At 71.7% G+C, this 24,955-nt stretch carries 23 protein-coding genes; 7 read left to right on the plus strand and 16 right to left on the minus strand.

Going from position 1 to position 24,955, the window contains the following annotated elements; all coding sequences use genetic code 11:
* Positions 1-40: 40 nt before the first annotated feature.
* From ACIPTO_RS00965 to ACIPTO_RS01020, 12 genes are all read right to left on the minus strand, one after another.
* The gene (locus ACIPTO_RS00965) at positions 41-1,168 is read right to left on the minus strand and encodes a polyprenyl synthetase family protein (protein WP_366324437.1); all 1,128 of its coding nucleotides are present in this window, start codon (positions 1,166-1,168) and stop codon (positions 41-43) included.
* Positions 1,168-2,598 (minus strand): hydroxysqualene dehydroxylase HpnE, encoded by a 1,431-nt coding sequence (gene hpnE, locus ACIPTO_RS00970; RefSeq protein WP_401188266.1) that lies wholly within the window; start codon positions 2,596-2,598, stop codon positions 1,168-1,170. Before hpnE ends, ACIPTO_RS00965 begins: the two co-directional genes overlap by 1 nt.
* Positions 2,595-2,735, minus strand: coding sequence for a DUF6380 family protein (locus ACIPTO_RS00975; RefSeq protein ID WP_401188269.1), 141 nt, complete (start codon positions 2,733-2,735; stop codon positions 2,595-2,597). Before ACIPTO_RS00975 ends, hpnE begins: the two co-directional genes overlap by 4 nt.
* On the minus strand, positions 2,735-3,685 hold the full coding sequence (hpnD, locus tag ACIPTO_RS00980; protein ID WP_366324433.1) for a presqualene diphosphate synthase HpnD: 951 nt from the start codon (positions 3,683-3,685) through the stop codon (positions 2,735-2,737). The genes ACIPTO_RS00975 and hpnD overlap by 1 nt, the downstream gene beginning before the upstream one ends.
* Positions 3,682-4,584, minus strand: coding sequence for a squalene synthase HpnC (gene hpnC, locus ACIPTO_RS00985; RefSeq protein WP_366324432.1), 903 nt, complete (start codon positions 4,582-4,584; stop codon positions 3,682-3,684). The genes hpnD and hpnC overlap by 4 nt, the downstream gene beginning before the upstream one ends.
* A 387-nt stretch (positions 4,585-4,971) precedes the next feature.
* On the minus strand, positions 4,972-5,778 hold the full coding sequence (locus ACIPTO_RS00990) for an ABC transporter ATP-binding protein (protein WP_401188273.1): 807 nt from the start codon (positions 5,776-5,778) through the stop codon (positions 4,972-4,974).
* Positions 5,771-6,700 (minus strand): ABC transporter permease, encoded by a 930-nt coding sequence (locus ACIPTO_RS00995; protein ID WP_366324428.1) that lies wholly within the window; start codon positions 6,698-6,700, stop codon positions 5,771-5,773. Before ACIPTO_RS00995 ends, ACIPTO_RS00990 begins: the two co-directional genes overlap by 8 nt.
* Positions 6,701-6,851: 151 nt before the next feature.
* A complete protein-coding gene (locus tag ACIPTO_RS01000; protein ID WP_366324641.1) occupies positions 6,852-7,697 on the minus strand; it encodes a glycosyltransferase in 846 nt (281 codons plus the stop codon).
* Positions 7,698-7,729: 32 nt separating this feature from the next.
* Positions 7,730-8,509, minus strand: coding sequence for a CDP-alcohol phosphatidyltransferase family protein (locus ACIPTO_RS01005; RefSeq protein WP_401188275.1), 780 nt, complete (start codon positions 8,507-8,509; stop codon positions 7,730-7,732).
* On the minus strand, positions 8,487-9,548 hold the full coding sequence (locus ACIPTO_RS01010) for an iron-containing alcohol dehydrogenase family protein (RefSeq protein WP_366324424.1): 1,062 nt from the start codon (positions 9,546-9,548) through the stop codon (positions 8,487-8,489). The genes ACIPTO_RS01005 and ACIPTO_RS01010 overlap by 23 nt, the downstream gene beginning before the upstream one ends.
* Positions 9,536-10,288, minus strand: coding sequence for a sugar phosphate nucleotidyltransferase (locus ACIPTO_RS01015; protein ID WP_401188279.1), 753 nt, complete (start codon positions 10,286-10,288; stop codon positions 9,536-9,538). The genes ACIPTO_RS01010 and ACIPTO_RS01015 overlap by 13 nt, the downstream gene beginning before the upstream one ends.
* On the minus strand, positions 10,285-12,075 hold the full coding sequence (locus tag ACIPTO_RS01020) for a DUF5941 domain-containing protein (protein WP_366324421.1): 1,791 nt from the start codon (positions 12,073-12,075) through the stop codon (positions 10,285-10,287). The genes ACIPTO_RS01015 and ACIPTO_RS01020 overlap by 4 nt, the downstream gene beginning before the upstream one ends.
* A 277-nt stretch (positions 12,076-12,352) precedes the next feature.
* Here ACIPTO_RS01020 and galE point away from each other — a divergent pair, with 277 nt between their 5' ends.
* From galE to idi, 3 genes are all read left to right on the plus strand, one after another.
* The gene (galE, locus tag ACIPTO_RS01025; RefSeq protein WP_401188283.1) at positions 12,353-13,324 is read left to right on the plus strand and encodes a UDP-glucose 4-epimerase GalE; all 972 of its coding nucleotides are present in this window, start codon (positions 12,353-12,355) and stop codon (positions 13,322-13,324) included.
* Positions 13,325-13,497: 173 nt separating this feature from the next.
* A complete protein-coding gene (locus ACIPTO_RS01030) occupies positions 13,498-14,436 on the plus strand; it encodes a cation diffusion facilitator family transporter (RefSeq protein WP_401188286.1) in 939 nt (312 codons plus the stop codon).
* Between the two features lie 207 nt (positions 14,437-14,643).
* Entirely contained in the window at positions 14,644-15,237 is a 594-nt protein-coding gene (idi, locus tag ACIPTO_RS01035) for an isopentenyl-diphosphate Delta-isomerase (protein ID WP_366324415.1), read from the plus strand.
* Positions 15,238-15,243: 6 nt separating this feature from the next.
* Here the strand turns inward: idi and ACIPTO_RS01040 are convergent, their stop codons facing one another.
* The gene (locus ACIPTO_RS01040; RefSeq protein WP_366324639.1) at positions 15,244-15,789 is read right to left on the minus strand and encodes an ATP-binding protein; all 546 of its coding nucleotides are present in this window, start codon (positions 15,787-15,789) and stop codon (positions 15,244-15,246) included.
* A 204-nt stretch (positions 15,790-15,993) separates the two neighbouring features.
* On the opposite strand from ACIPTO_RS01040, the gene ACIPTO_RS01045 reads away from it, so the two are divergent.
* Complete coding sequence (locus tag ACIPTO_RS01045) at positions 15,994-16,752, plus strand: enoyl-CoA hydratase/isomerase family protein (RefSeq protein WP_401188290.1); 759 nt, start codon at positions 15,994-15,996, stop codon at positions 16,750-16,752.
* Here the strand turns inward: ACIPTO_RS01045 and ACIPTO_RS01050 are convergent.
* Together ACIPTO_RS01050 and ACIPTO_RS01055 are read right to left on the minus strand one after the other, a co-directional pair.
* The gene (locus ACIPTO_RS01050; RefSeq protein WP_401188293.1) at positions 16,742-17,377 is read right to left on the minus strand and encodes a DJ-1/PfpI family protein; all 636 of its coding nucleotides are present in this window, start codon (positions 17,375-17,377) and stop codon (positions 16,742-16,744) included. The two genes, ACIPTO_RS01045 and ACIPTO_RS01050, sit on opposite strands and share 11 nt — an antisense overlap.
* Before the next feature lie 121 nt (positions 17,378-17,498).
* A complete protein-coding gene (locus ACIPTO_RS01055) occupies positions 17,499-18,449 on the minus strand; it encodes a GlxA family transcriptional regulator (protein ID WP_366324409.1) in 951 nt (316 codons plus the stop codon).
* 113 nt (positions 18,450-18,562) lie between these two features.
* Between ACIPTO_RS01055 and ACIPTO_RS01060 the strand changes: the two genes are divergently transcribed.
* Together ACIPTO_RS01060 and ACIPTO_RS01065 are read left to right on the plus strand one after the other, a co-directional pair.
* Complete coding sequence (locus ACIPTO_RS01060) at positions 18,563-19,432, plus strand: SCO6745 family protein (RefSeq protein ID WP_366324407.1); 870 nt, start codon at positions 18,563-18,565, stop codon at positions 19,430-19,432.
* 93 nt (positions 19,433-19,525) lie between these two features.
* The gene (locus ACIPTO_RS01065) at positions 19,526-21,916 is read left to right on the plus strand and encodes a Tex family protein (RefSeq protein WP_401188297.1); all 2,391 of its coding nucleotides are present in this window, start codon (positions 19,526-19,528) and stop codon (positions 21,914-21,916) included.
* 176 nt (positions 21,917-22,092) lie between these two features.
* Here ACIPTO_RS01065 and ACIPTO_RS01070 read toward each other — a convergent pair whose 3' ends face one another.
* Positions 22,093-23,736, minus strand: a complete 1,644-nt coding sequence (locus ACIPTO_RS01070) for an ABC-F family ATP-binding cassette domain-containing protein (protein ID WP_401188299.1) — start codon at positions 23,734-23,736, stop codon at positions 22,093-22,095.
* Positions 23,737-23,847: 111 nt separating this feature from the next.
* Here ACIPTO_RS01070 and ACIPTO_RS01075 point away from each other — a divergent pair, with 111 nt between their 5' ends.
* Positions 23,848-24,810, plus strand: a complete 963-nt coding sequence (locus tag ACIPTO_RS01075) for an FAD-dependent oxidoreductase (RefSeq protein ID WP_401188302.1) — start codon at positions 23,848-23,850, stop codon at positions 24,808-24,810.
* Positions 24,811-24,955 lie beyond the last annotated feature (145 nt).

Genomic DNA, 24,955 nt, shown 5'->3' on the forward strand with positions numbered 1-24,955 from the left:
CCGGCCGGCGACTACGCGAGGGCTATTCGACCGATAGTGATCATCTCTTTCGTACGACGACGAAGTCCGCGAGCGCCGTGAACCGTGCCCGAACCCGGTCGGGCATGTCGATGGTGTCGAGGACCTCGATGGCGATGGTGTGCTGACGGCGTGCCTCTTCGGCGGTCCACGCGCGGCCGCCGGCCTCCTCGATGAGCGCGGCGCGGGCCGCGAACTCCTCCTCGGAGAAGTTCTCGAAGTCACTGCTCTTGGCGTCGGCGGCGAGGATCTCGCCGAGCCGGTCCGAGGCGGGTCCGCCCGCCGCGAGCGCCGCCACCACGGGCAGGGACTTCTTGCGCTGGCGCAGATCGCTCCAGGTCTGCTTCCCGGTGGCCTCCGGGTCGCCCCAGATGCCGAGGAGGTCGTCGACGGCCTGGAAGGCCAGGCCGAGGTGGTAGCCGTACTTCTCCAGGACGTCGGCGGTGCGGTCGTCCGCGCCGCCGAGGACGGCCCCGATGGAGGAGGCGCAGGCGAGCAGGGCGCCGGTCTTGTTGCCCTCCATCTCCAGGCACTCCTCGACGCTGACGCGGTCGCGGTGCTCGTAGGAGATGTCCTGCGCCTGGCCGTCGATGAGGGCGCGGGTCGCGGTGGTGAGACGGCGGGTGGCGCGGCCGGCCTCGACGGTGCCGAGTTCCAGCAGGACCTCGTTGGCCAGCGCGAAGAGGGCGTCGCCGACGAGGATGGCCTGGGCGGGGCCGTGCACCTTCCAGACGGTGTCCCGGTGGCGGCGCTGCTCGTCGCCGTCCATCAGGTCGTCGTGCAGCAGCGAGAAGTTGTGGATCAGTTCGACGGCGACGGCGCCGGGGATGCCGGTCTCGGGCGCGGCGCCGGTGACCTCGGCGGAGAGCACGGCGAGCGCGGGGCGCACGGCCTTGCCGCCGTCACCGTCCGCCGGCTTGCCCTCGGCGTCGATCCAGCCGAAGTGGTAGGCGGCGACGGTGTCCATGGGGGGAGCCAGCCGGTCCACGGCAGCCCGCAGCACCGGTGTGGCAAGGGTCCGGCCGCGCTCCAGGAGCGCGGACACGTCCACCGCGTCGGCAGCCGTCTCGGCCGGGGGCACAGTGGGCACAGTCTCTCCTCTTGTCGTGCGACCGGGGGTGCGGGGACCTGCCGCATGCTGGTCGAGCATCACGCCGCCTCCTCGAACTCGAAGAGGTGACGGGGGCGGGGCCGGCCCAGGGCGGCGAGGGCGGCGTCCGCCGCGCTCACCCCACTGCGGACCGCACTCTCCATGGTCGCGGGCCACCCTGTGGCGGTCCATGCTCCGGCCAGGTACAGGCCGGGGGCCTTGGTGCGGGCGCCGGGCCGCAGCCGTCCGACGCCGGGGGCGGGAGCGAACGTCGCCGTGCGCTCCCTGGTCACGAAGAAGTCCTTCACCTCGGCGCCGCGCGCACCGGGCAGCAGCCGCTCCAGTTCGGGGAGGTAGCGCTCCCGCAGCGCCGCCACGGGCTCGTCGATCTCGTCGTGCACGGCGGACTGGGACAGCGCCAGGTACTGGCCGTCCTTCAGCCCGGACGCGTCGGTCCGGTCGAACACCCACTGCACCGGGGTGCCCAGCGCCGCGAAGAACGGGCGGGCGAGCACCTTGCGGTCGTAGACGACGTGGACGTTCAGGATCGGCGCGGTGTCGATGGCGAGCAGTCGCCCGGGGTCGTCGAGGGCTCCGTCGGGCAGCAGTTCGTGTGCCTCGCGCTGCGGTACGGCGAGGACGACGGTGTCGGCCTCGATCGTCTCGCCGGGGCAGTGAACGCTCCAGCCTCCGTTCCCGTCTTGAGAGAGGGAGGTGACGCGTGTACGGACTTCGGTGCGCACGCCCGCGGAGTCGAGCGCCTTGCGGGCGAGCCGGTCGTGCAGTTCGCCCAGCGGGACGTGTGCCCAGCCGATGTCGGCCGCGCCCGGGTCGGAGAGCAGACCGGTCTTGAACACCATCGCGGCCAGGGCGAGCGAGGAGTCGCCCGCGACCGCGTTGAGGGTGGCGACCCCGACCAGGTCCCACAGTGCCTCGACGGCGCGTGCCGACTGACCGTGCGCGGTCAGCCAGGTGCCGAAGTTCTGCGCGTCCAGGGCCGGATCGGCGAGATCGAGCCCTTTGAGCGCGAGCGCGGCACGGCCCACTCTCGCGCGGTCGCCGAGCGAGAGGTGCGGGTACGTCGCGAGGCTGCGCCCGAGATGCAGCGGCACGGGCAGCGCGTCGCGCCGGAGTCTGCCGAGCCGGCGTCCCTCGGGGCGGTTCACGTCGAGTACGGGCACGTCGAGACGATCCTGCAGCGGAGCGAGCGCGGCGCCCTCGATGCGGTCGAGGAACCAGCGGTAGGCGGTGCAGCAGCGCAGGTAGACATGCTGTCCGTTGTCGACGGTCAGCTCGCCGCGCTGGAAGGAGAAGGCGAGCCCACCGAGGCGCGGGCGGCCTTCGAGCAGGGTGACGCGGACTCCGGCGTCGGCCAGCGCGAGCGCGCTGGTGATGCCGGCGAGTCCGCCGCCGACGACGACGGCATGCCGGCCGGCCTGTCCCGTCGCCGGACCGGCGGGCAGCCCGTCGGCCCGCGTCCCGTCGCTCATCGTGCACTCCCCCCTGCGCGCCCGCCGAGGCACTCGAACCAGCCACGGCGGACCGTTGCAGTCAGGGACGCCGCTCCGCACCGGAGGGTTGCCTGCCGCATTCCTCCGGTGACATCGCCTCGGCCCACTCCGTCCATCAGGCGCGCCTCCTGAGCGTCCTCCGCGTGACGTGCCGGGAGTCCAGGCCGGACAGGCCGCGCACCGCGACGTAGGCCTTCTCGCGGCCGGGCAGGGAGACGCGGCCGCGCAGGACGGCCTCCGGCTCGCGCTCGATGCGGTCCAGCAGCCGGCGGTAGATTCCGGCCATGGCGGCGACGCAGGCGCCGCTGCGGCGGTCGAGCATGGGGAGCAGCCGGTAGCCCTCGGCGAAAAGGGTGCGGGCCCGTCGCACCTCGAAGTGGACGAGACCCGCGAAGTCGGAGCCCTCGGGTGGCGTCGGCCCGTCGAACCCGGCCGAGCAGCCGAATTTCGCGAGGTCGTCGGCGGGCAGATAGGTCCGGCCGCCCTCGGCGTCCTCGCGGACGTCTCTGAGGATGTTGGTGAGCTGGAGCGCGAGCCCCAGCGTGTCGGCGTACTCCGGGGCGCGCTCGACCCCGCGCGCGCCGGGCTCCGTGCCGAACACGCCGAGCGAGAGCCGCCCGATCGCGCCCGCGACACACCGGCAGTAGACCTTCAGGTCGTCCCACGTCTCGTAGGTCTCGCCGCGTACGTCCATCAGGACGCCGTCGATCAGCTCGTCCAGGCCGTCCAGCGGGACCGGGAAGGCCTCGGCCGTGTGCGCGAGGGCGACCGCGACCGGATCGGTGTCGTCCTCCTCGACCTTGCCCTCGCGGACCCGGGTGAGCAGCGCCCGGGTGTCCTCCAGGCGCGCCGCCTTCACCTCGGTCTCCAGCGTGCCGTCGCCGATGTCGTCGACACGCCGGGAGAACGCGTACAGCGCGGACATGGCCCGGCGCTTGGGCGCCGGGAGCAGTCTGATGCCGTAGGCGAAGTTCCGTGCCTGTTGTCCGGTGACGGCCTCGCAGTAGCTGTAGGCGGCGAGTACCGGCGCGGACATGTGCGGTGCAGACTCCACGGTCCGGATCACCCCTCTCCTCGCAGAGTCACGCCCGCCTCACGCAGCAACTGGATCTTGCCGGGCTTCGGCGGGCCGGGAAGTACGTCGTATTCGGCGGCGACGATCGCCCGGATCGCCGCCCTCCCCCCCGCCACGAACCCCGCGAGCAGCAGCTTCAATCTGCCGTGGACGCTACCCACCAGGGGGGCGCCTTCATTCAGGAGATCGCGGGCGCGTTCTGCTTCGTAGGCGACCAGTGCGCGCACCGACGCGCCCGCGGAGGGCGTGGCGAGATCCGCTTCCTGGACGTGAAAGCGCTTCATGTCCTGGGCGGGCAGGTAGATGCGGTCGCGGCCGAGGTCCTCGGTCACGTCCTGCAGGTGTTCGACGATCTGAAGTGCGGTACAGATCGCGTCGGACAGCCGGACCCGCTCGGGGGTCTCGGTGCCGGTGACTCCGAGGACCAGGCGGCCGACGGGGTTGGCGGACAGCTCGCAGTAGGCGAGGAGGTCGTCGTAGGTCTCGTAGCGCGTGACGAGCTGGTCCTGGCGGTTCGCGGCGATCAGGCCGAGGAAGGGCTCGGGGGTCAGCGCGCGGCGGCGGACGGTGGGCTGCAGGCGGCGCAGCAGCGGGTGGCTCGGGGTGCCGTCGAAGACGCGGTGGAGGTCGGCCTCGAAGGCGTCGAGGAGGACCAGGCGGTCCTCGGCCTCCGCGGGTGCAACGCCGAGCAGGCGCGCGTCGGCGCCGCCGGGGGCCAGGTCGCCGTCGCCGATGTCGTCGACGAGACGGGCGAATCCGTACACCGCCATGAGGTCGGTGCGCCAGGCCCGGGGCAGGAAGAAAGGCGCCACGGGGAAGTTCTCACCCGCGGCCTTGTCGAGTGTGCCGCGCTCCGGATCGCCGGTGCCGGCTTCGCCGCTTCCCGTCACCGCTCACTGCCAGGGGCGGGGACGGCACATGCTTCGGTGAGCTGGGGAGTTTCCGTAGCCATTGCCGTCACATCTCCCGTTCTACACTGCCGACCCAATACACACTATTTCGGACACGCCGCCCAGTCGTCCGCACGGATACCCGAAGAAGGGTGTCGCGCATTATCGCCCCACTTGCCGCTATTCGGCACCGGTACAGCTTACGTTGTACAACGCATCGAGCTTCCTCGGGGTGTCCTGCACATCACAACAACACACCGATTGGCGTCAAGATTCCTTGGGCGAGGCCGAGTTGACGTTTCCTTTGCAGACGCGGGGCCCCACCGGAGCAGTTCCGGCGGGGCCCTGGGAAGCGTTATGGGCCTTTGCGGCCCCTATGCGAGCGCACTACTTGCCCGTGAACTTCTCGTACTCCTTGAGAACCTCGTCGGTCGGGCCGTCCATCCGGAGTTCGCCGCGTTCCAGCCACAGCACTCGGTCGCACGTGTCGCGGATCGACTTGTTGTTGTGACTGACGAGAAACACCGTGCCCGCGGACTTCCTCAGTTCACGGATCCGCGCCTCGGAGCGGACCTGGAACTTGCGGTCGCCGGTGGCCAGCGCCTCGTCGATCATCAGGACGTCGTGGTCCTTGGCGGCGGCGATGGAGAAACGCAGCCGGGCCGCCATACCCGAGGAGTAGGTGCGCATCGGGAGGGTGATGAAGTCGCCCTTCTCGTTGATACCGGAGAAGTCGACGATCTCCTGATAGCGCTGCTTGACCTGTTCACGGGACATGCCCATGGCGAGGCCGCCCAGAATGACGTTCCGCTCGCCGGTGAGGTCGTTCATCAGGGCCGCGTTCACGCCCAGCAGGGACGGCTGGCCGTTGGTGTAGACCCTGCCCTTCTCCGCCGGGAGGAGGCCCGCGATGGCGCGCAGCAGCGTCGACTTGCCGGAGCCGTTCGAGCCGATCAGGCCGACGGCCTCGCCCCGGTAGGCGACGAAGGAGACGCCCCTGACGGCGTGCACCTTGCGCACCCCGCGCTCCTCGCCGCGCTTGACTATGCGGCTGAGGGCCGATGTGGCACTGCCCTTGCCGGTCTTGGCGCCGTGCACGCGGTAGACGATGTGCAGTTCGTCCGCGACGACGGTGGGGATCAGGTCTCCCTGGTCGCCGTCCGCAAGGTTCCGTTCGGTGTTCTGCTCAGCCACGGCCGTACCGCTCCTCAGCCTTCCAAAAGTACACGAAGCCGCCGACGAACAGGACCACGGCCCAGAAGGTGGCGATGGCCCACACGTGCGGCGGCAGGTTCGACGCGCCGTAGCCGTCGATGAGCGCGAAGCGCATCAGGTCCATGTAGATGGCGGCCGGGTTCACCTGGAGCAGGCGGACGAACACCTCGGAGCGGCCCTCCATCATCTTGCTGATGGAGAACATGACGCCCGACGTGTACATCCAGGTGCGCAGGATGAACGGCATCAGCTGGGCGAGGTCCGGGGTCTTGGCGCCCATCCGCGCGACGATCAGCGCGAGCCCGGTGTTGAAGAGGAACTGGAGCAGCAGCACCGGGAAGATCAGCAGCCAGGACAGGCCCGGGTAGCTGCCGAAGCCGATGACGATGATGAACAGCACGGTCATCGAGAACAGCAGTTGCTGGAGCTGCTGGAGCGCGAACGAGATCGGCAGCGAGGCGCGCGGGAAGTGCAGCGCGCGCACCAGGCCGAGGTTCCCGGAGATCGCCCGCACGCCCGCCATGATCGAGCTCTGCGTGAAGGTGAACACGAACACGCCCGTGACCAGGAACGGGATGTACACGTCACGGGACATGCCCCGGGACGCCTTCAGGATGACTCCGAAGATGAAGAAGTACACGGCCGCGTTCAGCAGCGGGGTCGCCACCTGCCAGAGCTGCCCGAGCTTGGCCTGGCTGTACTGGGCCGTCAGCTTCGCCTGAGAGAAGGCCAGGACGAAGTGCCGGCGGCCCCAGAGCTGCCGGACGTACTCGACGAGTCCGGGGCGGGCACCGCTCACGGACAGCCCGTACTTGGCGGCGAGCTGTGCCGCCGTGAGGCCTGCGTCGGGCGACGGGCGCGGGCTCACCGCGATTCCGCCGTCATGCGTTGTCTCACTCAAGAGTGGAAGCCCTCATCTTTGGATGCGTCTTACGATCGTCTTGCGTTCGTCTTACGGAATTGTGCTACAGAACGCGACACGTATCCGACGAGGGATACGGTCCGGGGGGCGTGCGGGTGCCGGGCACCCGGTCAGCCGCCCGGCGAGCCGGTCAGATCACCGGAGGACGGCCCAGCCGGGTCAGCCGCCACACGGTACGCCAGCGGATGGGCCGGCGCGGCCCGCACGGGGTGCTCCAGCCCTCCCTGAACCCGCCGAACCAGGCCTGCAGGGCCGGGCGCGAGGGGCGGCGCAGGAGCGTGAGCAGCAGCCACACCCCGAGGTAGACGGGGACGAGGGGCGCGGGGAGGTTGCGGCGGGCCAGCCAGACCCGGTTGCGGGCGACCATGCGGTGGTAGACCGCGTGCCGCGAGGGCGCGGTGGTCGGGTGGAACAGCACCATGTCGGCCCGGTAGTCGATCATCCAGCCGGCGTCGAGGGCCCGCCACGCGAGGTCGGTCTCCTCATGGGCGTAGAAGAACGCGTCCGGGAGGCCGCCGACCTCGGCGAAGACCTTCGTGCGGACGGCGTTGGCGCCGCCGAGGAAGGTGGTGACCCGGGAGGAGCGCATGGGGTCGGAGGCCCGCAGGCGCGGGACGTGCCGGCGCTGGGTGATGCCGGTCTCCGGGTCGGCGATGCGGAAGCTGATGATGCCGAGGCGGGGGTCGGCGGTGAAGGCCTCCCGGCAGAGCTCGGCGGTGTCGTGCTGGGCGAGGAGCCCGTCGTCGTCGAGGAACATCACTATGTCGACATCTCGACCGGCGGGCCCGAAGGCCTCAAGGCCGACGTTCCGGCCGCCGGGGATGCCGAGGTTCTCGGGCAGCTCCACGGTCCGGACGCCCTCGGGGACGTCCGGGACGGGCGAGCCGTTGCCGACGACGACCGCCTCGACCCGGTCGCCGTCCTGCTTGGCGACCGAATCGAGCAGCGCCCGCAGTTCGTCGGGGCGGTTGCCCATGGTGATGATCACCGCGCCGACCTTCAGGCCGCTCACTTCAGCCTGCTCGACGCGAGGATCGACACCAGGTGCAGCAGGGTCTGGAGCAGCGCGATGCCGGCCAGTACGGCGACGCCGAGCCGCGAGAAGAACAGGTCGCCGCGGACCTGGTCGACGATCGCCAGGACCAGGATCAGCAGGGACGCCTCGATGCCGAGGATCAGCCGGTGGAACTTCAGCAGGGACGCGGCCCGGCGGGCCAGCGCCATCCCGGAGGACCGCATCTCGGACGCGGACTCCTGGACGGGCGCCTTGCCGGTCTGGTGGCGGGCGACGCCGACCAGGTCGGTCTCGGCCTTGATCAGGATCGCGCCGAGCGCGGCCAGCGTCCCGAGGAACGCCCACAGCCAGTCGATACGGCCGCTGCCGAACAGGTCGGCGGCGCGCAGCCCGAAGCCGACCAGCACGGCGGCGTCGGTCAGGTAGGCGCCGACGCGGTCGAGGTAGACGCCCGCGAGGGAGTACTGCTTGCGCCAGCGGGCGATCTCGCCGTCGACGCAGTCCAGCAGCAGGTACATCTGGACGCACACCACGCCCAGCACCGCGCCCGTGATCCCCGGCACCAGCAGCGCCGGGGCGGCGAGCACGCCGAAGACGGTCATCAGGTACGTGAGCTGGTTGGGCGAGACCCTGGTGTTCACCAGGTAGCGGTCGACCCGCAGGGACACCTCACGCATGTAGAGGCGTCCCATCCAGTGCTCACCGCTGCGCCGGTCCTTCACCCCTGCGGGGTGGACGACGGGACGGAGTTCAGCTACCGATGGCCTTGACATAGTCGGCGTAGATGTCCTTGATCTGGTCGGTTTTCAGGTCGAGGTGTTCGAGGATGGTGTAGCGCCCGGGGCGGGTCTCCGGAGCGAACTCCACGGCGCGGACGAACTCGTCCACCGTGAAGCCGATCTCCTCCGGCAGGACCGGCAGTCCGTGCCGGCGCAGCACCTCGGCCATGGAGGCCGATTCCTCGTGGGCCCCGCGGAGGTACATCGCGAAGGCCGCGCCCAGTCCGCACTGCTCACCGTGGGCGGCGGCGCGTTTGGGGAAGAGCAGGTCGAAGGCGTGGTTGATCTCGTGGCAGGCGCCGGAGGCCGGCCGGGAGTCGCCGGAGATCGACATGGCGACACCGGTGAGGACCAGCGCCTCGGCGAGCACCTGGAGGAAGGCGTTGTCGCCGACCCCGCCGGGGTGGCGCAGGACGGCCTCGCCCGCCTGCCGGGCCATGGCCGCGGCGAGCCCGTCGATCTTCTCGCCCTTGACGCGGTTGGCGAGCTCCCAGTCCGCGATGGCGGAGACGTTGGAGATCGCGTCCCCGATGCCCGCCCGCACGAAGCGAACCGGTGCCTCGCGGATCACGTCGAGGTCGATGACGACGGCGATCGGGTTCGGCACGCCGTAGGAGCCGCGGCCCGCGTCGTTGTCGAGGGTGGCGACCGGCGAGCACAGGCCGTCGTGCGCGAGGTTCGTCGGTACGGCGACCAGGGGCAGGCCGACGCGGGCCGCGGCGAACTTGGCGCAGTCGATGATCTTGCCGCCGCCGAGGCCCACGACCGCGTCGTAGTGGCCCGCCTTCATGTCGCCAGCCAGCCGGATCGCGTCGTCGAGGGTGCCGCCGCCGACCTCGTACCAGGTGGCGCCGGGCAGGCTCGGCTCCAGGCGCGCGCGCAGCCGGGCACCCGAGCCGCCGCTGACGGCGACCGCGAGCCGGCCGGAGTGCGAGATGCGCTGGTCGGCGAGGACGCAGGCCAGGTCGTCGAGGGCACCCGCGCGGATGTCGACGACGACGGGCGAGGGGATCAGCCGGGTCAGTACAGGCACGCGATCTCCCGTCCCCTGGCCAGATCCTCGTGGTTGTCGATCTCGACCCACCTGACGTCGCCGATCGGGGCGACGTCGATGCGGAAGCCGCGGTTGACCAGTTCCTGGTAGCCGTGCTCGTAGAACTGCTGGGGGTCGGTCTCCCACACGGTCTTGAGCGCGTCGGCCAGGTCGGCGGTGGCGTCGCCCTCGATGAGGGTGACGCCGATGTACTCGCCGGTCGCCTCGGCCGGGTCCATCAGCTTGGTGATCTTCGTCATGCCCTTGGCGGGGTCGACGACGACCTTCATCTCCTCGTCCGCGAGGGACTTGACGGTGTCCAGCGCGAGGATGATCTTCTTGCCGTCGCCGCGGGCGGCCAGCAGCGTGCGCTCGACGGAGACCGGGTGGACGGTGTCGCCGTTGGCGAGGATCACGCCGTCCTTGAGGGCGTCACGTCCGCACCAGAGGGAGTAGGCGTTGTTCCACTCCTCGGCCTTGTCGTTGTCGATGAGGGTGAGCTTGAGGCCGTACTTCGCCTCCAGGGCCGCCTTGCGCTCGTAGACGGCTTCCTTGCGGTAGCCGACGATGATCGCGACCTCGGTCAGACCGATCTCGGCGAAGTTGCCGAGGGTGAGGTCCAGGACCGTCGGTTCGCCCTCTATGCCCGCGGGGCCCACCGGCACCAGAGCCTTGGGAAGGCTGTCGGTGTAGGGGCGCAGACGCCGTCCGGCGCCGGCCGCCAGCACGAGGCCGATCATGCGGGTTCTCCTTCATCGTGTACGGCGGGCGCCCCTGCGGACACCCAGAAGCGGATGCTCTCGAAGAGCACCAGCAGGGCCACGGCCACGGCGAGGACCGTGAGCGCGACCGTGAACTGCGACGCGGTGAGTGCGGCGGCGAGAACGGTGACGAGCAGCGTCCGCCCCTCGTGCCCCCCGATGGCGCGCACCAGCCAGGCCGGGGACGCCCCGGCGTTGCCGCGGATGCGGTACACCGTGTCGTAGTGATGGTAGGCGACGGCGGCCACCAGGCCGAAAGCCGCCGGAAGTGCTCCGTTCACCTTCGCTTCGGCCGCGAGGATCAGCACGGTGCAGTATTCGGCGGCCCGGAAGACCGGGGGGACCAGCCAGTCGAGGGCGCCCTTGAGGGGGCGGGACAGGGCCTGCCCGGCGGCGACCGCGTAGACGAGGGCGCCCGCCACGGGGGCCCAGGTGACGCCGGAGAAGAGGGAGCCGACGAGGACCGCCGTGCCGACGAGCGCGAGGAGGAGCGGCGCACCGAGGCGGCCGGGGTTCAGGCGGGCCGCGAACGACGCCAGCGGGCCGTTGTCCGCGAGGTCGGCCAGTGCCTGTGCCGCCCGGTCCGTGCGCCGGGCCTTGCGGGTCAGCGAGCGCAGCACCCGGCCGGCCGTCGTGTACGTCGCCGCGAAGGCACAGCCGACGAGGAGGACGTAGAAGGTGATGCGGGGGGTCGTCACGGCCGTGAGGACGGCGATCATCGCCCATCGTTCGCCGATGGGCAGAACTATCATCCGGCGCACCCAGACCGTCCAGCCGACGCTGTCGAGCTTGTCGGAGAGGGCGGCGGTGGGGCTGGTGTTGGCGGTGGCGTCGTGGTTGGCCTCGTTGAACGAGAAGTCCACGACGTGCCGGCAGGTCTGCAGGATCATCGCGCCGAGCGCGAGCGCCCACACGTCGTCGCTGCCGCCACCCCGGGCCGCGCCCAGCGCGAGGCCCGCGTAGTAGGCGTACTCCTTGGCCCGGTCGAACGTGGCGTCGAGCCAGGCGCCGAGCGTCGAGTACTTCAGGGCGTAGCGGGCGATCTGGCCGTCGACGCAGTCCAGGACGAAGGACGCGATCAGCAGGACGCCGGCCGCGACGAAGCCGGGACGGGTGCCGGTGGCCGCGCAGGCCGCCGCGATCAGCGCGGTGAGCAGGGACGCGGTGGTGACCTGGTTCGGGGTGAGGCCGTGGCGGGCGCACCAGCGGGCGATGTGGCGGGAGTACGGGCTGATGAAGTGCGTGGTGAAGAAGCCGTCGCGGGACTTGACGGCCGACTTCAGGCGTACGGCCTCGTCGTCGACGGCGGCGACGGCCTGGCGTGCCTCGTTGCGGGCCTGCGGGTCGGTGGGGACCGTGGCGACGAGACTGCCCAGCTCGGGGCGGTGCACGGCGCAGCCGTCGGCGTCGAGGGCGGTGACGACACGGTCGGCGAGGTCGTCCAGGAGGTCCGTGCCGCCGCCGGCCGTGTGCTCGCGGGCGACCGCGCGGGTCAGCGCCTGGCGGCCGGCCGGCTGGGCGGTGACGGCGCCCGGTACCGCGGCGAGCGGGAAACGCGGGTCGGTGAGGCCGAGGCGCAGTGCGTGCAGGTGGCCGACGAAGCGGGCGTCCACGACGGCGACGCGCCGGTCACCGGGGACGGCCGCGAGAAGCGTCTCCGCCTCGATGGTGTCGGCGGCGGTCCGGACGTCGAAGCCGAGCGAGGTGAGATCGGCCTCGATCGTCGATCCGGGGACCGGCTGACCGGTGAGGATGGCGGTCGACAACCGAACTCACTCCCTGAGTGCCGACGCGCGGGCGCCGGTCATGTGCATGGTGGTGGCGCCCGTCGGGTGACACCCGGGCGGCGTGTCGGCAGAGGCTATCGGATGCTCTCAAGCCCGTGTTCACCGGCCGTTCATGGCCTGATCAACACGGTCTGTCAGCGCCTCCGCCGAGATCATCATCAGGGATTCGGGCCCCGGCCGACAAACCGCACCCGCCAGACCGGGCATCGCGGGACATAGCGGAGGCCCTCTCCGTACCGACATAGGGTGAACGCCCATGACCTGGCTGATCACCGGCGGAGCCGGATACATCGGGGCCCATGTGGCACGGACCATGGCGGACGCCGGAGAGCGCGTCGTCGCCCTGGACGACCTCTCCGCGGGCAACCCCGCGCGACTCCCCGCGGCCGTCCCGCTCGTGCGCGGTTCGTCCCTGGACGGCGGCCTGCTGAAGCGGGTGTTCGCCGAGCACGGGGTGACCGGGGTCGTGCATCTCGCGGCACGCAAGCAGGTGGCCGAGTCGGTGGCAAGGCCGACGTACTACTACCGCGAGAACGTGGGCGGCCTGGCGGCCCTCCTGGACGCGGTCGCCGAGGCCGGCGTCCGGCGGTTCGTGTTCTCGTCCTCGGCGGCGGTCTACGGCGACCCGGGCACGGACCTGATCACCGAGGACACCCCGTGCGCGCCGGTGAACCCGTACGGCGAGACCAAGCTCACCGGCGAGTGGCTGGTCCGGGCGGCGGGCGCGGCGCACGGCATCGGCACGGTGTGCCTGCGCTACTTCAACGTGGCGGGGTCCGCGGCGCCGGAGCTGGCGGACACCGGGGTCTTCAACATCGTCCCCATGGTCTTCGACCGGCTCACCCGGGACGAGGCCCCGCGGATCTTCGGCGACGACTATCCGACCCCGGACGGCACCTGCGTCCGTGACTACATCCACGTGGCCGATCTCGCCGAGGCGCATCTGGCGGCGGCCCGGCGCCTGGCCGGCGGGGACGCGGGCGGCGACCTGACGGTCAACATCGGCCGCGGGGAAGGGGTTTCGGTCCGCGAGCTGGTCACGGTGATCGGCGAGGTCACCGGGGACCGGCGGCCCGCCGTCGTCGAGGGGCGGCGTCCCGGTGACGCCCCGCGCGCGGTCGCGTCCGCCGACCGGGCCGCCGCGGAGCTTGGGTGGACGGCCCGGCGCGGGGTGCGGGAGATGGTCGAGTCGGCATGGCGCGGGTGGCAGGCGCACCACGGCGGCTGAGCCCCGCTCCACCCTGGCCTGCGGTTCGTTTGCGCAGGTCAGCGCATATGACAACGGTGTTCAGTACCGCGTTGCCGGATACCCCCCACCCGTAGTTCACTGTGATCAGGAGCAGGGACCGGAGCAGGGACCGGAGCAGTGATCCGGAGCGGTGATCAGGAGGGCGGCTTCCCATGGGGGCAGGGCACGACCACGGGCATGCTCACGGTGCCCCCGGCACCGGTACGGCGGCCGCCGCCTACCGGGGCAGGCTGCGCGTCGCGCTGGGGATCACGATCACCGTGATGGTGGTCGAGGTGGTCGGCGGGCTGCTCGCGGACTCCCTCGCGCTCATCGCGGACGCGGCCCACATGGCGACGGACGCGCTGGGCCTCGGCATGGCCCTCCTCGCGATCCACTTCGCGAACCGCCCGGCGTCCGGCAACCGCACCTTCGGCTACGCCCGCGCGGAGATCCTCGCCGCGCTCGCCAACTGCCTGCTGCTGCTCGGTGTCGGCGGCTACGTCCTGTACGAGGCGGTCCAGCGGTTCGTCACGCCCGCCGACACCGAGGGCGGGCTGACCGTCGTGTTCGGCCTGATCGGCCTGGTCGCGAACATGATCTCCCTCACGCTGCTGGTACGCGGCCAGAAGGAGAGCCTGAACGTGCGGGGCGCCTTCCTCGAGGTCGCCGCGGACGCGCTCGGCTCGCTCGCGGTGATCGTCTCGGCCGTGGTGATCCTGACCACGGGCTGGCAGGCCGCCGACCCGGTCGCCTCCCTCGCCATCGGCCTGATGATCGTGCCCCGCACGCTGAAGCTGCTGCGCGAGACCCTGGACGTCCTCCTGGAGTCGGCCCCCAAGGACGTCGACATGCGGGAGGTGCGCGCGCACCTCCTGGCGCTCGACGGCGTCGAGGACGTCCACGATCTGCACGCGTGGACGATCACCTCGGGCATGCCGGTGCTCTCCGCGCACGTCGTCGTCCGCTCGGACGTGCTGAACGCCATCGGCAACGAGAAGATGCTCCACGAACTCCAGGGCTGCCTCGGCGACCACTTCGACCTGGAGCACTGCACCTTCCAGCTGGAGCCCCGCGGCCACGCGGAGCACGAGGCGAAGCTCTGCCACTGACACCCGGGCGGTGCTCGTCCGGGCCCCCGGACCGACAGGATTCGACCGGTTCCGACGGAGTGCGCCCGTCCGGCGAACACCCTTGTCCGTACGGCCGCGGACCCACCCCCGGACGGTTCCCCAGTCGCCGCGCCGGGCACGATGAACTGCCGAGAGTGCCTGATGCGTACGGCAGACTTGGCCCGAGGACCGATGTGAAGGATGGGTATGCCGACCACACCTGCCACCGCGACGCACAGCTCGTCGAACGGCACCGCTGAAGCGATCCTGCTCGAACTGGTCGACGAGGACGGCGTGACGATCGGCACCGCCGAGAAGCTCGCCGCCCACCAGCCGCCGGGGCAGCTGCACCGCGCCTTCTCCGTCTTCCTCTTCGACGAGCAGGGCCGGCTCCTCCTCCAGCAGCGGGCGCTCGCCAAGTACCACTCCCCCGGCGTGTGGTCCAACACCTGCTGCGGCCACCCCTACCCCGGCGAGGCGCCCTTCGCGGCGGCCGCCCGGCGGACGTACGAGGAGCTGGGCGTGTCCCCGACGCTGCTCGCCGAGGCGGGCACGGTCCGCTACAACCACCCGGACCCGGACTCCGGTCTGGTGGAGCAGGAGTACAACCACCTCTTCGTCGGCATGGTGCAGTCCGCGCTGCGGCCCGACCCGGAGGAGGTGGGCACGACCGCGTTCGTGACCGCCGCCGAGCTGGCGGAGCGGCACGCGAAGGACCCGTTCTCGTCCTGGTTCATGACGGTGCTGGACGCGGCCCGTCCGGCGGTCAGGGAGCTGACGGGCCCGTCCGCGGGCTGGTGAGCGGCGCTACGGCAGCTGCGCGCGGGTGAGCGGCAGGGCGGCCCAGATCACCTTGCCGCCGCTCGCGGTGTGCTCGACGTCGCACACCCCGCCCGCCTCCCGGGTCACCTCGCGCACCAGCAGCAGCCCCCGGCCGCCGGTCTCGTCGTGGTCGGCCACCAGGGCGGTCGGGCGGTAGGGGTGGTTGTCCTCGACGGACACCCGCACCCACTCGGCCCCCACGGCGACCTCCACGGCGAGGACCGGCGACAGCAGCGCCGCGTGCCGGACCGCGTTGGTGACCAGCTCGGAGACGATCAGCAGCAGCCCCTGCAGCACGTCGTCCGAGAGGGGCACGCCCTGCCGGAGGAGCAGGTCCCGCACGGCGTGCCGCGCCTGCGGGACGGAGACGTCGACGGCGGAGGCGGTGAACCGCCAGACTCCCTCGTACGGCAGCGGGCCCGGCGGGGCGGAGGCGGGATCCGGGGCGGGAGCGGGATCCGGTCCGGGATCCGGGGGATCGTCTCTGCCGCCTTCTGGGCGCGGGGCCGACCCACGCCCGCGGTTCTCCATCGTCCGGTCGCCACCCTTGCGCTCGATTGTCACCACACGACGAGTGTTGGCATCGACCCGCGCCACCCCGGATGACTGAACAGAAGTCAGCAGGTATCGGACGCTTTCCGATCGTTGCTGCGGGGACCGGTCGACCAAGAGACCGCCTCTGTCCGACTCGTACCGACTTCGCGAACTCTTCGGGTTGTACGTAGCATCCGGCCCATGGAGCCCCGCCTGCTGCACGACGTCACCGACTCGGTCGCCACCGTCGTCGTCCACCACCCCGGCAAGCGCAACGCGATGACCGCCGAGATGTGGCGGTCGCTGCCGCCGTTGCTCGACACGCTGGCCGCCGATCCGGCCGTACGGGCGCTCGTGCTGACCGGTGAGGGCGGGACGTTCTGCGCCGGGGCCGACATCTCGACGCTGCGTTCGGAGCCCGGTGCGGCGCAGGCGCTGTCGGTGCTCGCGGAGGAGGCGCTCGCGGCGTTCCCGAAGCCCACGGTGGCGGCGGTGCGGGGGCATTGTGTGGGCGGCGGGGCGCAGTTGGCGGCGGCCTGCGATCTGCGGTTCGCGGAGGAGGGCGCGCTGTTCGGGGTGACCCCGGCGAAGCTCGGGATCGTGTATCCGGCCTCCGCGACCAGGCGGTTGGTGTCGCTGGTCGGTCCCGGGACCGCCAAGTACCTGCTGTTCTCGGGCGAGTTGATCGACGCGGAGCGGGCGCTGCGCACGGGCTTCGTCGACGAGCTGCTGCCCGAGGGCGAACTCGCCAAGCGGGTCGCGGAGTTCACCCGGGTGCTGGTCTCCCGCTCGCAGCTGACCCAGGCGTCGGCGAAGGAGTTCGCCGACGGCCGTACGGACAGGGACGCCTACTGGGCCGCCCAGGCACGCGGCAGCGGCGACACCGCGGAGGGCGTCGCCGCGTTCCTGGAGCGCCGGGAGCCGCGCTTCACCTGGACCGGTTCCGGGACTACGTCATGAGGAACCGGCTGTTCGCCCGGAACCTCTCGACGAGGTGCGCGGGAGCCTTTTGCGGGGACCCCACGTCGTAGGGCGGCTGCGGGTCGTACTCGGTCAACAGCTGTACGGCCTGGGCGTGTTCGTCACCGGCGATCCGGCCGAGCAGGGTGAGTCCCATGTCGATGCCGGAGGAGACCCCGGCCGCGGTGACGTACTTCCCGTCGGTCACGACCCGCTCCCCCGTCGGCTCGGCACCGAACCGCTTCAGCTGCTCCAGAGCGAGCCAGTGGGAGGTCGCCCGGCGCCCGTCGAGCAGCCCGGCGGCGGCCAGCAGCAGGGAGCCCGTGCAGACCGAGGTCGTCCAGGTGCTGGTGACGTCGGCGGTGCGCAGCCAGTCCAGGAGGGCCGCGTTCTCCATCTGCGGGGTCTGCCCCGGGCCGCCCGGGACGACCACGATGTCGGGGGCGGGCACGTCGGCGAGGGTGCGGTCGGCGACGAGTGCCAGGTTTCCGCTCTCGTTGCGGACGGGGCCGGTCCGCTCGGCGACGAAGACGGTCTCCGCGTCCGGGAGGCGGCCGAGGGTCTCGTAGGGGCCGACGGCGTCCAGGGCGGTGAAGCGGTCGAAGAGGACGATGGCGATCTGCATCAGGACCTTTCCTGTTCGGTGGATGCCGGATGTGGTTCAGGTGGTTCACGCACTGCGGGCCCGTCGCGGCCGGCCGCGCAGTTCCCCGCGTCCTTGACGGGGCGCTGTCCCCGTCCGGCGTTCAGCCGGTGGCCGGGTGGAAGCGGCGGCGGTACTCCGCCGGAGGTGTCCCGACGGCCTTCAGGAAGGCCCGGCGCATGGATTCGGGGGTGCCGTAGCCGCTGGCCCGGGAGATCTCCTCGATGCCGTCGGCGGTGTCCTCCAGCAGGCGGCGGGCGTGTTCGAGGCGGACGCGGTCGACGTAGCGGCCGGGAGGCATGCCGGTCTCGGACCGGAAGGCGCGGGCGAAGTGGCGGGGCGAGAGGCGGGCGCGGGCGGCCAGGGTCTCCACGCTCAGGTCGCCGCCGGGATGCTCGGTGATCCACTGCTGGACCTCCCGGAGGGGTTCCCGGTGGGCCGTCTGCGCGGCCAGCTGGGCGCTGAACTGGGCCTGGTTCCCGGGGCGGCGCAGGAAGACGACCAGGTGGCGGGCGATGGCCAGGGCCGTGTCACGGCCGAGGTCCTCCTCGACCAGGGCCAGGGCCAGATCGATGCCCGAGGTGACGCCGGCCGACGTCGAGACGTGGCCGTCGCGGACGTAGATCGGGTCGGGGTCGACCTCGACGGCGGGGTGGTCGCGGGCGAGTTTCGCGCAGTACGCCCAGTGCGTGGTGACCCGGCGGCCGTCCAGGAGGCCCGCCTCGGCGAGCAGGATCGCCCCGGTGCACACGGAGACCAGCCGCTCCGCGCGCGGCCCGTGCGCGCGCAGCCAGCCGGTCACGCGCGGGTCGGGGCCGCGGGTGCCCGGGCCGCCGGGGACGAGGAGGGTGTGCGGGGCGGGCGCGTCGGCGAGGGACGAGTCCGGTACGACGGTCAGACCGCCGGAGGTGCGCACCGGGCCGCCGTCCAGGGAGGCCGTACGGATGCGGTACGTCCCCGGGACCTGCGCCTCGGCGCCCGCGAAGACCTCCGCGGGACCCGTGACGTCGAGGCTCTGGACGTCGTCGAAGAGGACCATCAGGACGGTTCGCATACCGTCGATTCTTCGTGCCCCGGGTGATGGCCGCAACGACAGATACCCCACCTTTCCTGCCATGCGGTATCCGCGCTTCCATGTCTTACCGACCAGTCAGTAACGTGAGGGGCATGACTACTGCCGCCGTAGATCCCCGTGCCGGGCGCCGCTGCCACAACGCGCTCAACTCCCTGCACGCCACGCTCTACTTCTCGCCCGACCTGGGGAAGGAGTTCGGCGCGCTCGGAATCACCCACCCCGGGGCCGTCAATTTCGCCGTCCGCGCGGCGGCCATGGGCGCGGTCGGCCCCGGCACCCTGACGGCGGCCTTCTACAACTACAAGTACGACCTGGTGGCCCGGCACGTGCCCGCCGTCTGGGAGACCGCTTCCCCGGAGCAGTGCCTTCACGCACGCGCGCGTGCCGTCGACGCGACCCTTCGGCGGCTGCTCGGCGAGGACGTCGTGGCGTCGGAGGAGATGGCGGAGGCCGCACGGCTGGCGCTGCGGGCCACCGAGGCGTGCACCCGCCCGGCCCGCCCCCTGTACGCGGCGTACGCCGACCTGCCGGTCCCCGAGGAGCCGCACCTCGCCTACTTCCACGCGGCCACGCTGTTGCGCGAGCACCGCGGCGACGGCCATCTGGCCGCCCTGCTGTCCGCCGGACTCGACGGCCTGGAGGCCGTGGTCACCCACACCGCGACGGGCAGGGGCACGACCCCGAAGTGGGTGTTCCGCACCCGCGGCTGGAACCAGGAGGAATGGGACGCCACCACGGAACGGCTCCGCGCGCGCGGACTGCTCGACGGGGACGGCGAGTTGACCGAGGCCGGGGTCGCCCTGCGGGCCGGGATCGAGTCGGAGACCGACCGGCTGGACCGGGCGCCGTACGCACACCTGGGCGCCGAAGGGGTCGTACGTCTGACCGAGTTGGCCACCGGGTTCGCGCGGCACGCGCTCGCCGCCGGGGCGTTTCCCCGGGATCTGCTCGGCAAGAGCTAGCGAAAGGACCCGCAGGACAGCGCCCTGATCCCCGGTTGTCGGTGCCACCTGCCACAATTGCCGCGCAACCTCAGTGGAGAAGGCGGTACGGGCGTGACGACACCCCTCGTAGGGTCCATCGAAGGCAGGATCGCCGAGGAGCTCGGCGTACGGGAGCGGCAGGTGAAGGCCGCCGTCGAGCTGCTCGACGGCGGGTCGACGGTGCCCTTCATCGCCCGCTACCGCAAGGAAGCGACCGAGATGCTCGACGACGCGCAGCTGCGCACGCTCGAGGAGCGGCTGCGCTATCTGCGGGAGCTGGAGGAGCGGCGGACCGCGATCCTCGAATCGGTGCGCGAGCAGGGCAAGCTCACCGACGAGCTGGAGGCGCAGATCCGGGGCGCCGAGACCAAGGCGCGCCTTGAGGACATCTACCTCCCCTACAAGCCCAAGCGGCGCACCAAGGCGCAGATCGCCCGCGAAGCCGGTCTGGAGCCGCTAGCGGAGGGCCTGTTGGGCGACCCGAGCGTGGCACCGCTGGCTGCCGCCGCCGCGTTCGTCGACGCCGACAAGGGCGTCGCCGATCCGCAGGCCGCCCTGGACGGGGCCCGCGCGATCCTCACCGAGCGGTTCTCGGAGGACGCCGACCTCATCGGCGAACTGCGTGAGCGCATGTGGGGACGCGGACGGCTCGCCGCGAAGGTGCGGGACGGCAAGGAGGAGGCGGGCGCCAAGTTCTCCGACTACTTCGACTTCTCGGAGCCCTTCACCGCGCTGCCCTCGCACCGCATCCTCGCGATGCTGCGCGGCGAGAAGGAGGAGGTCCTCGACCTCGTCCTGGAGCCCGAGGAGGCCACCGAGGGCCCCTCGTCCTACGAGGGGATGGTCGCCCATCGCTTCCAGGTCCTCGACCGGGGCCGCCCCGGTGACAAGTGGCTCCAGGACACGGTCCGCTGGGCCTGGCGCACCCGCATCCTCGTGCACCTCGGCATCGACCTGCGGCTCCGGCTGCGCACGGCCGCCGAGGACGAGGCGGTCAACGTCTTCGCCTCGAACCTGCGGGACCTGCTGCTCGCCGCCCCGGCCGGCACCCGCGCCACGCTGGGCCTGGACCCCGGTTTCCGTACGGGCGTGAAGGTGGCCGTCGTCGACGCGACCGGCAAGGTCGTGGCCACGGACGTGATCCACCCGCACGTGCCGGCCAACAAGTGGGACGACGCCCTCGCCAAGCTGGCCCGGCTCTCCGCCCAGCACTCGGTCGACCTGATCGCGATCGGCAACGGCACGGCGTCCCGCGAGACCGACAAACTCGCCGGTGAACTCATCACGAAGCACCCGGAGTTGAACCTCACGAAGGTGATGGTGTCGGAGGCCGGCGCGTCCGTGTACTCGGCCTCCGCGTTCGCCTCGCAGGAACTGCCGGACATGGACGTGTCGTTGCGCGGCGCGGTCTCCATCGCGCGCCGACTCCAGGACCCGCTGGCCGAGTTGGTGAAGATCGACCCCAAGTCGATCGGCGTCGGCCAGTACCAGCACGACCTGTCCGAGGTGAAGCTGTCGCGCTCGCTGGACGCGGTGGTCGAGGACTGTGTGAACGGCGTCGGCGTGGACGTCAACACCGCCTCCGCGCCGCTGCTTTCCCGCGTCTCCGGCATCACCTCCGGCCTCGCCGAGAACATCGTGTCGCACCGCGACACCAACGGCCCGTTCACCTCGCGCACGCAGCTGAAGAACGTGGCACGGCTCGGCCCGAAGGCGTACGAGCAGTGCGCGGGCTTCCTCCGCATCCGGGGCGGCGACGACCCGCTCGACGCGTCCAGCGTGCACCCCGAGGCGTACCCGGTCGTCCGGCGGATGGTGAAGAGCGCGGGCAGCGAGGTGGCGTCGCTGATCGGCAACACGTCGGTGCTGCGCTCGCTGAAGCCGACGGAGTTCGTGGACGAGACCTTCGGTCTGCCCACCGTAACCGACATCCTCAAGGAGCTGGAGAAGCCGGGGCGCGACCCCCGGCCCGCGTTCAAGACGGCCACGTTCAAGGACGGCGTCGAGAAGATCTCCGACCTGACCGCGGGGATGGTCCTGGAGGGCGTCGTCACGAACGTCGCCGCGTTCGGGGCGTTCATCGACATCGGCGTCCACCAGGACGGCCTCGCGCACGTGTCCGCCTTGTCCAGGACGTTCGTCAAGGACCCGCGTGACGTGGTCAAGCCCGGCGACATCGTCAAGGTGAAGGTCCTCGACATCGACATCCCGCGCAAGCGGATCTCCCTGACCCTGCGCCTGGACGACGAGGCGGCGGCCTCCGGCGGGGAGCGGCGCCAGCAGGGCGGCGGCGAACGCCGGCAGCAGGGCGGTGGGCGTCCGCCGCAGCAACGCCAGCAGCGTCAGGGCGGCCAGGGCGGCGGCGGTTCGCGGCAGGCGGCTGCTCCGCCGGCCAACAGCGCGATGGCCGACGCCCTGCGGAAGGCCGGGTTGCTGGACCAGGGCAAGAAGGGCAAGCGCTGACGGTTCGTGCCGGTGAGGTGGTGGGGAGCTGCGGGTCCGTTGTGGCTGGTCGCGCGGTTCCCCGGGCCCCTGGGGTGAAGACGCTCGGCGGCGACGAAGAGGAGCCGTCGGAATCACGACACCCCGCGGACCGCGCCCCTGGAAACAGGGGCGCGGGGAACGGCGCGACCGAAGCGCTACCGCGCCTCCGTCACCTTCCCGTCCGCGACCTCCAGCCGCCGGGTCACCCGCACCGCGTCCAGCATCCGCCGATCATGCGTGACCAGCAGCAGCGTCCCCTCGTACGCGTCGAGCGCCGACTCCAACTGCTCGATCGCCGGCAGGTCGAGGTGGTTCGTGGGTTCGTCCAGGACCAGGAGATTGACGCCCCGGCCCTGGAGCAGGGCCAGGGCGGAGCGCGTCCGCTCCCCCGGTGACAGGGTCGCGGCGGGGCGCATCACGTGGTGCGCCTTGAGGCCGAACTTGGCGAGCAGGGTGCGGACCTCGGCCGGTTCGGTGTCCGGGACGGCCGCGCAGAACGCGTCGAGCAGGGACTCCGTGCCGTGGAACAACTGGCGGGCCTGGTCGACCTCGCCGACCAGGACGCCCGAGCCGAGCGTCGCGTGCCCCGCGTCCAGCGGGATCCGGCCGAGCAGCGCGCCGAGCAGCGTCGACTTGCCCGCGCCGTTCGCGCCGGTCACCGCGACCCGGTCCGCCCAGTCGATCTGGAGGGACACCGGTCCGAAGCCGAAGTCGCCGCGCCGTACCTCGGCGTCGCGCAGGCTCGCCACGACCGAGCCCGAGCGGGGCGCGGACGCGATCTCCATGCGCAGCTCCCACTCCTTGCGGGGCTCCTCGACGACGTCGAGGCGTTCGATCATGCGCTGGGTCTGCCGGGCCTTCGCCGCCTGCTTCTCGCTCGCCTCGCTGCGGAACTTGCGGCCGATCTTGTCGTTGTCGTTGTTCGCCTTGCGGCGGGCGTTCTTGACGCCCTTGTCCATCCAGCCGCGCTGCATCTGCGCCCGGTCCTGGAGCGCCGAGCGCTTGTCGGCGTACTCCTCGTAGTCGTCGCGGGCGTGCCGCCGCGCGACCTCCCGCTCCTCCAAATACGCCTCGTAGCCGCCGCCGTAGAGGTTGATCCGGTTCTGGGCCAGGTCGAGTTCGAGGACCTTGGTGACCGTGCGGGTGAGGAACTCGCGGTCGTGGGAGACGACGACCGTGCCCGCGCGGAGGCCGGAGACGAAGCGTTCGAGGCGCTCCAGGCCGTCGAGGTCCAGGTCGTTGGTGGGCTCGTCGAGCAGGAAGACGTCGTAGCGGGAGAGCAGCAGCGAGGCCAGGCCCGCTCTCGCCGCCTGGCCGCCGGACAGGGACGTCATCGGCTGGTCCAGGTCGACGGCGAGCCCCAGGGTGTCGGCGGTCTCCTCGGCCCGTTCGTCGAGGTCCGCGCCGCCGAGGTCGAGCCAGCGCTCCAGGCTCGCCGAGTACGCGTCGTCGGCGCCGGGTGCGCCGTCCACCAGTGCCTGCGTGGCCTCGTCCATGATCCGCTGGGCCTCGGCGACCCCCGTGCGGCGCGCGAGGAAGGCGCGCACGCTCTCGCCCGGGCGGCGCTCCGGCTCCTGCGGGAGATGGCCGACGGTCGCGGCCGGCGGGGAGAGACGCAGTTCGCCCTCCTCCGGTGCGAGCAGACCGGCGAGCATCCTCAGCAGGGTGGACTTGCCCGCGCCGTTGGCGCCGACGAGGCCGATCACGTCACCGGGGGCGACGACGAGGTCGAGTCCGGTGAAGAGGGCGCGGTCGCCGTGTCCGGCGGCGAGATTCTTGGCGACGAGAGTGGCAGTCATCAGACCGCCGATCCTAATCGGTCCGGCGCACCCGGCACCGCGAGGTGAGCTCGCGGGCCCGGGAGCGGTGGGGGCTCGGCAGCGCACGGCCCGGTCCGCTACCGTCCGCGCATGGAGACCGGCATGAGTGGCGATGTGATCGTGGTCGGCGGCGGCGTCATCGGACTGACGACGGCCGTCGTACTGGCGGAGCGCGGGGCGCGGGTGCGGGTGTGGACACGGGAGCCGGTCGAGCTGACGACCTCGGCGGTCGCGGGCGCGCTGTGGTGGCCGTACCGGATCGAGCCGGAGCCGCTGGTCGGTGAGTGGGCGCTCCAATCGCTCGTCGTGTACCAGGAGTTGGCGGCGCGGCCCGAGGAGACGGGCGTACGGCTGGTCGAGGGTGTACAGGGTGAGACCCGGCTGGACGAGCTGGGGTCGTGGGCGGCCCGGGTGCCGGGGCTGCGGGAGGCGCGGGCCGAGGAGTTCGCGGGCGGCGGGCTGTGGGCCCGGCTGCCGCTGATCGACATGTCGGTCCATCTCCCTTGGCTGCGCGACCGGTTCCTGAACCTGGGCGGGACCGTCGAGGAGGCGTCGGTGGCCGATCTCAGGGAGGTGCCGGCGTCCGTCGTGGTCAACTGCACCGGGCTGGACTCCCTCGACCTGGTGCCCGATCACTCGGTGCGGCCGGTGCGCGGGCAGCTGGTCGTCGTGGAGAACCCGGGGATCACGACCTGGCTGACGTCGGTCGGCCACTCGGCGGACACGTCCACGTACTTCTTCCCGCAGCCGGGCGGTCTCATCCTGGGCGGCACCGCCGAGGAGGACGCCTGGTCGATGACGCCCGACCCCGCGACCGCCGAGGCGATCATCGCCCGCTGCGCGGCCTTCCGTCCGGAGATCGCCGGGGCCCGCGTCCTGGAACACCGGGTGGGGCTGCGGCCGACGCGGCCCTCGGTCCGGCTGGAGCGTGAAGTACTGGGCGGGGGAAGGGCGTTGGTGCACAACTACGGTCATGGCGGGGCCGGGATCACCGTCGCGTGGGGGTGTGCGCGGGAGGCGGCGGACCTGGTGGGAGTGAGTGCGGGCCGATGAACCCGGCGCGGCCCGCTCCGCTCCGCCCGTAGGCCCCGCACGCCATCACTCCCGCCCGCGGAACGCGAAACGGCGGAGCACCTTCGCTCCGCCGTTCCGGTCAAACCGTCAAGCCGTACTGCCGTGTTGCCGTACTGCCGTACCG

The organism is Streptomyces sp. NPDC090083, assembly GCF_044747445.1.
Lineage (GTDB): Bacteria > Actinomycetota > Actinomycetes > Streptomycetales > Streptomycetaceae > Streptomyces.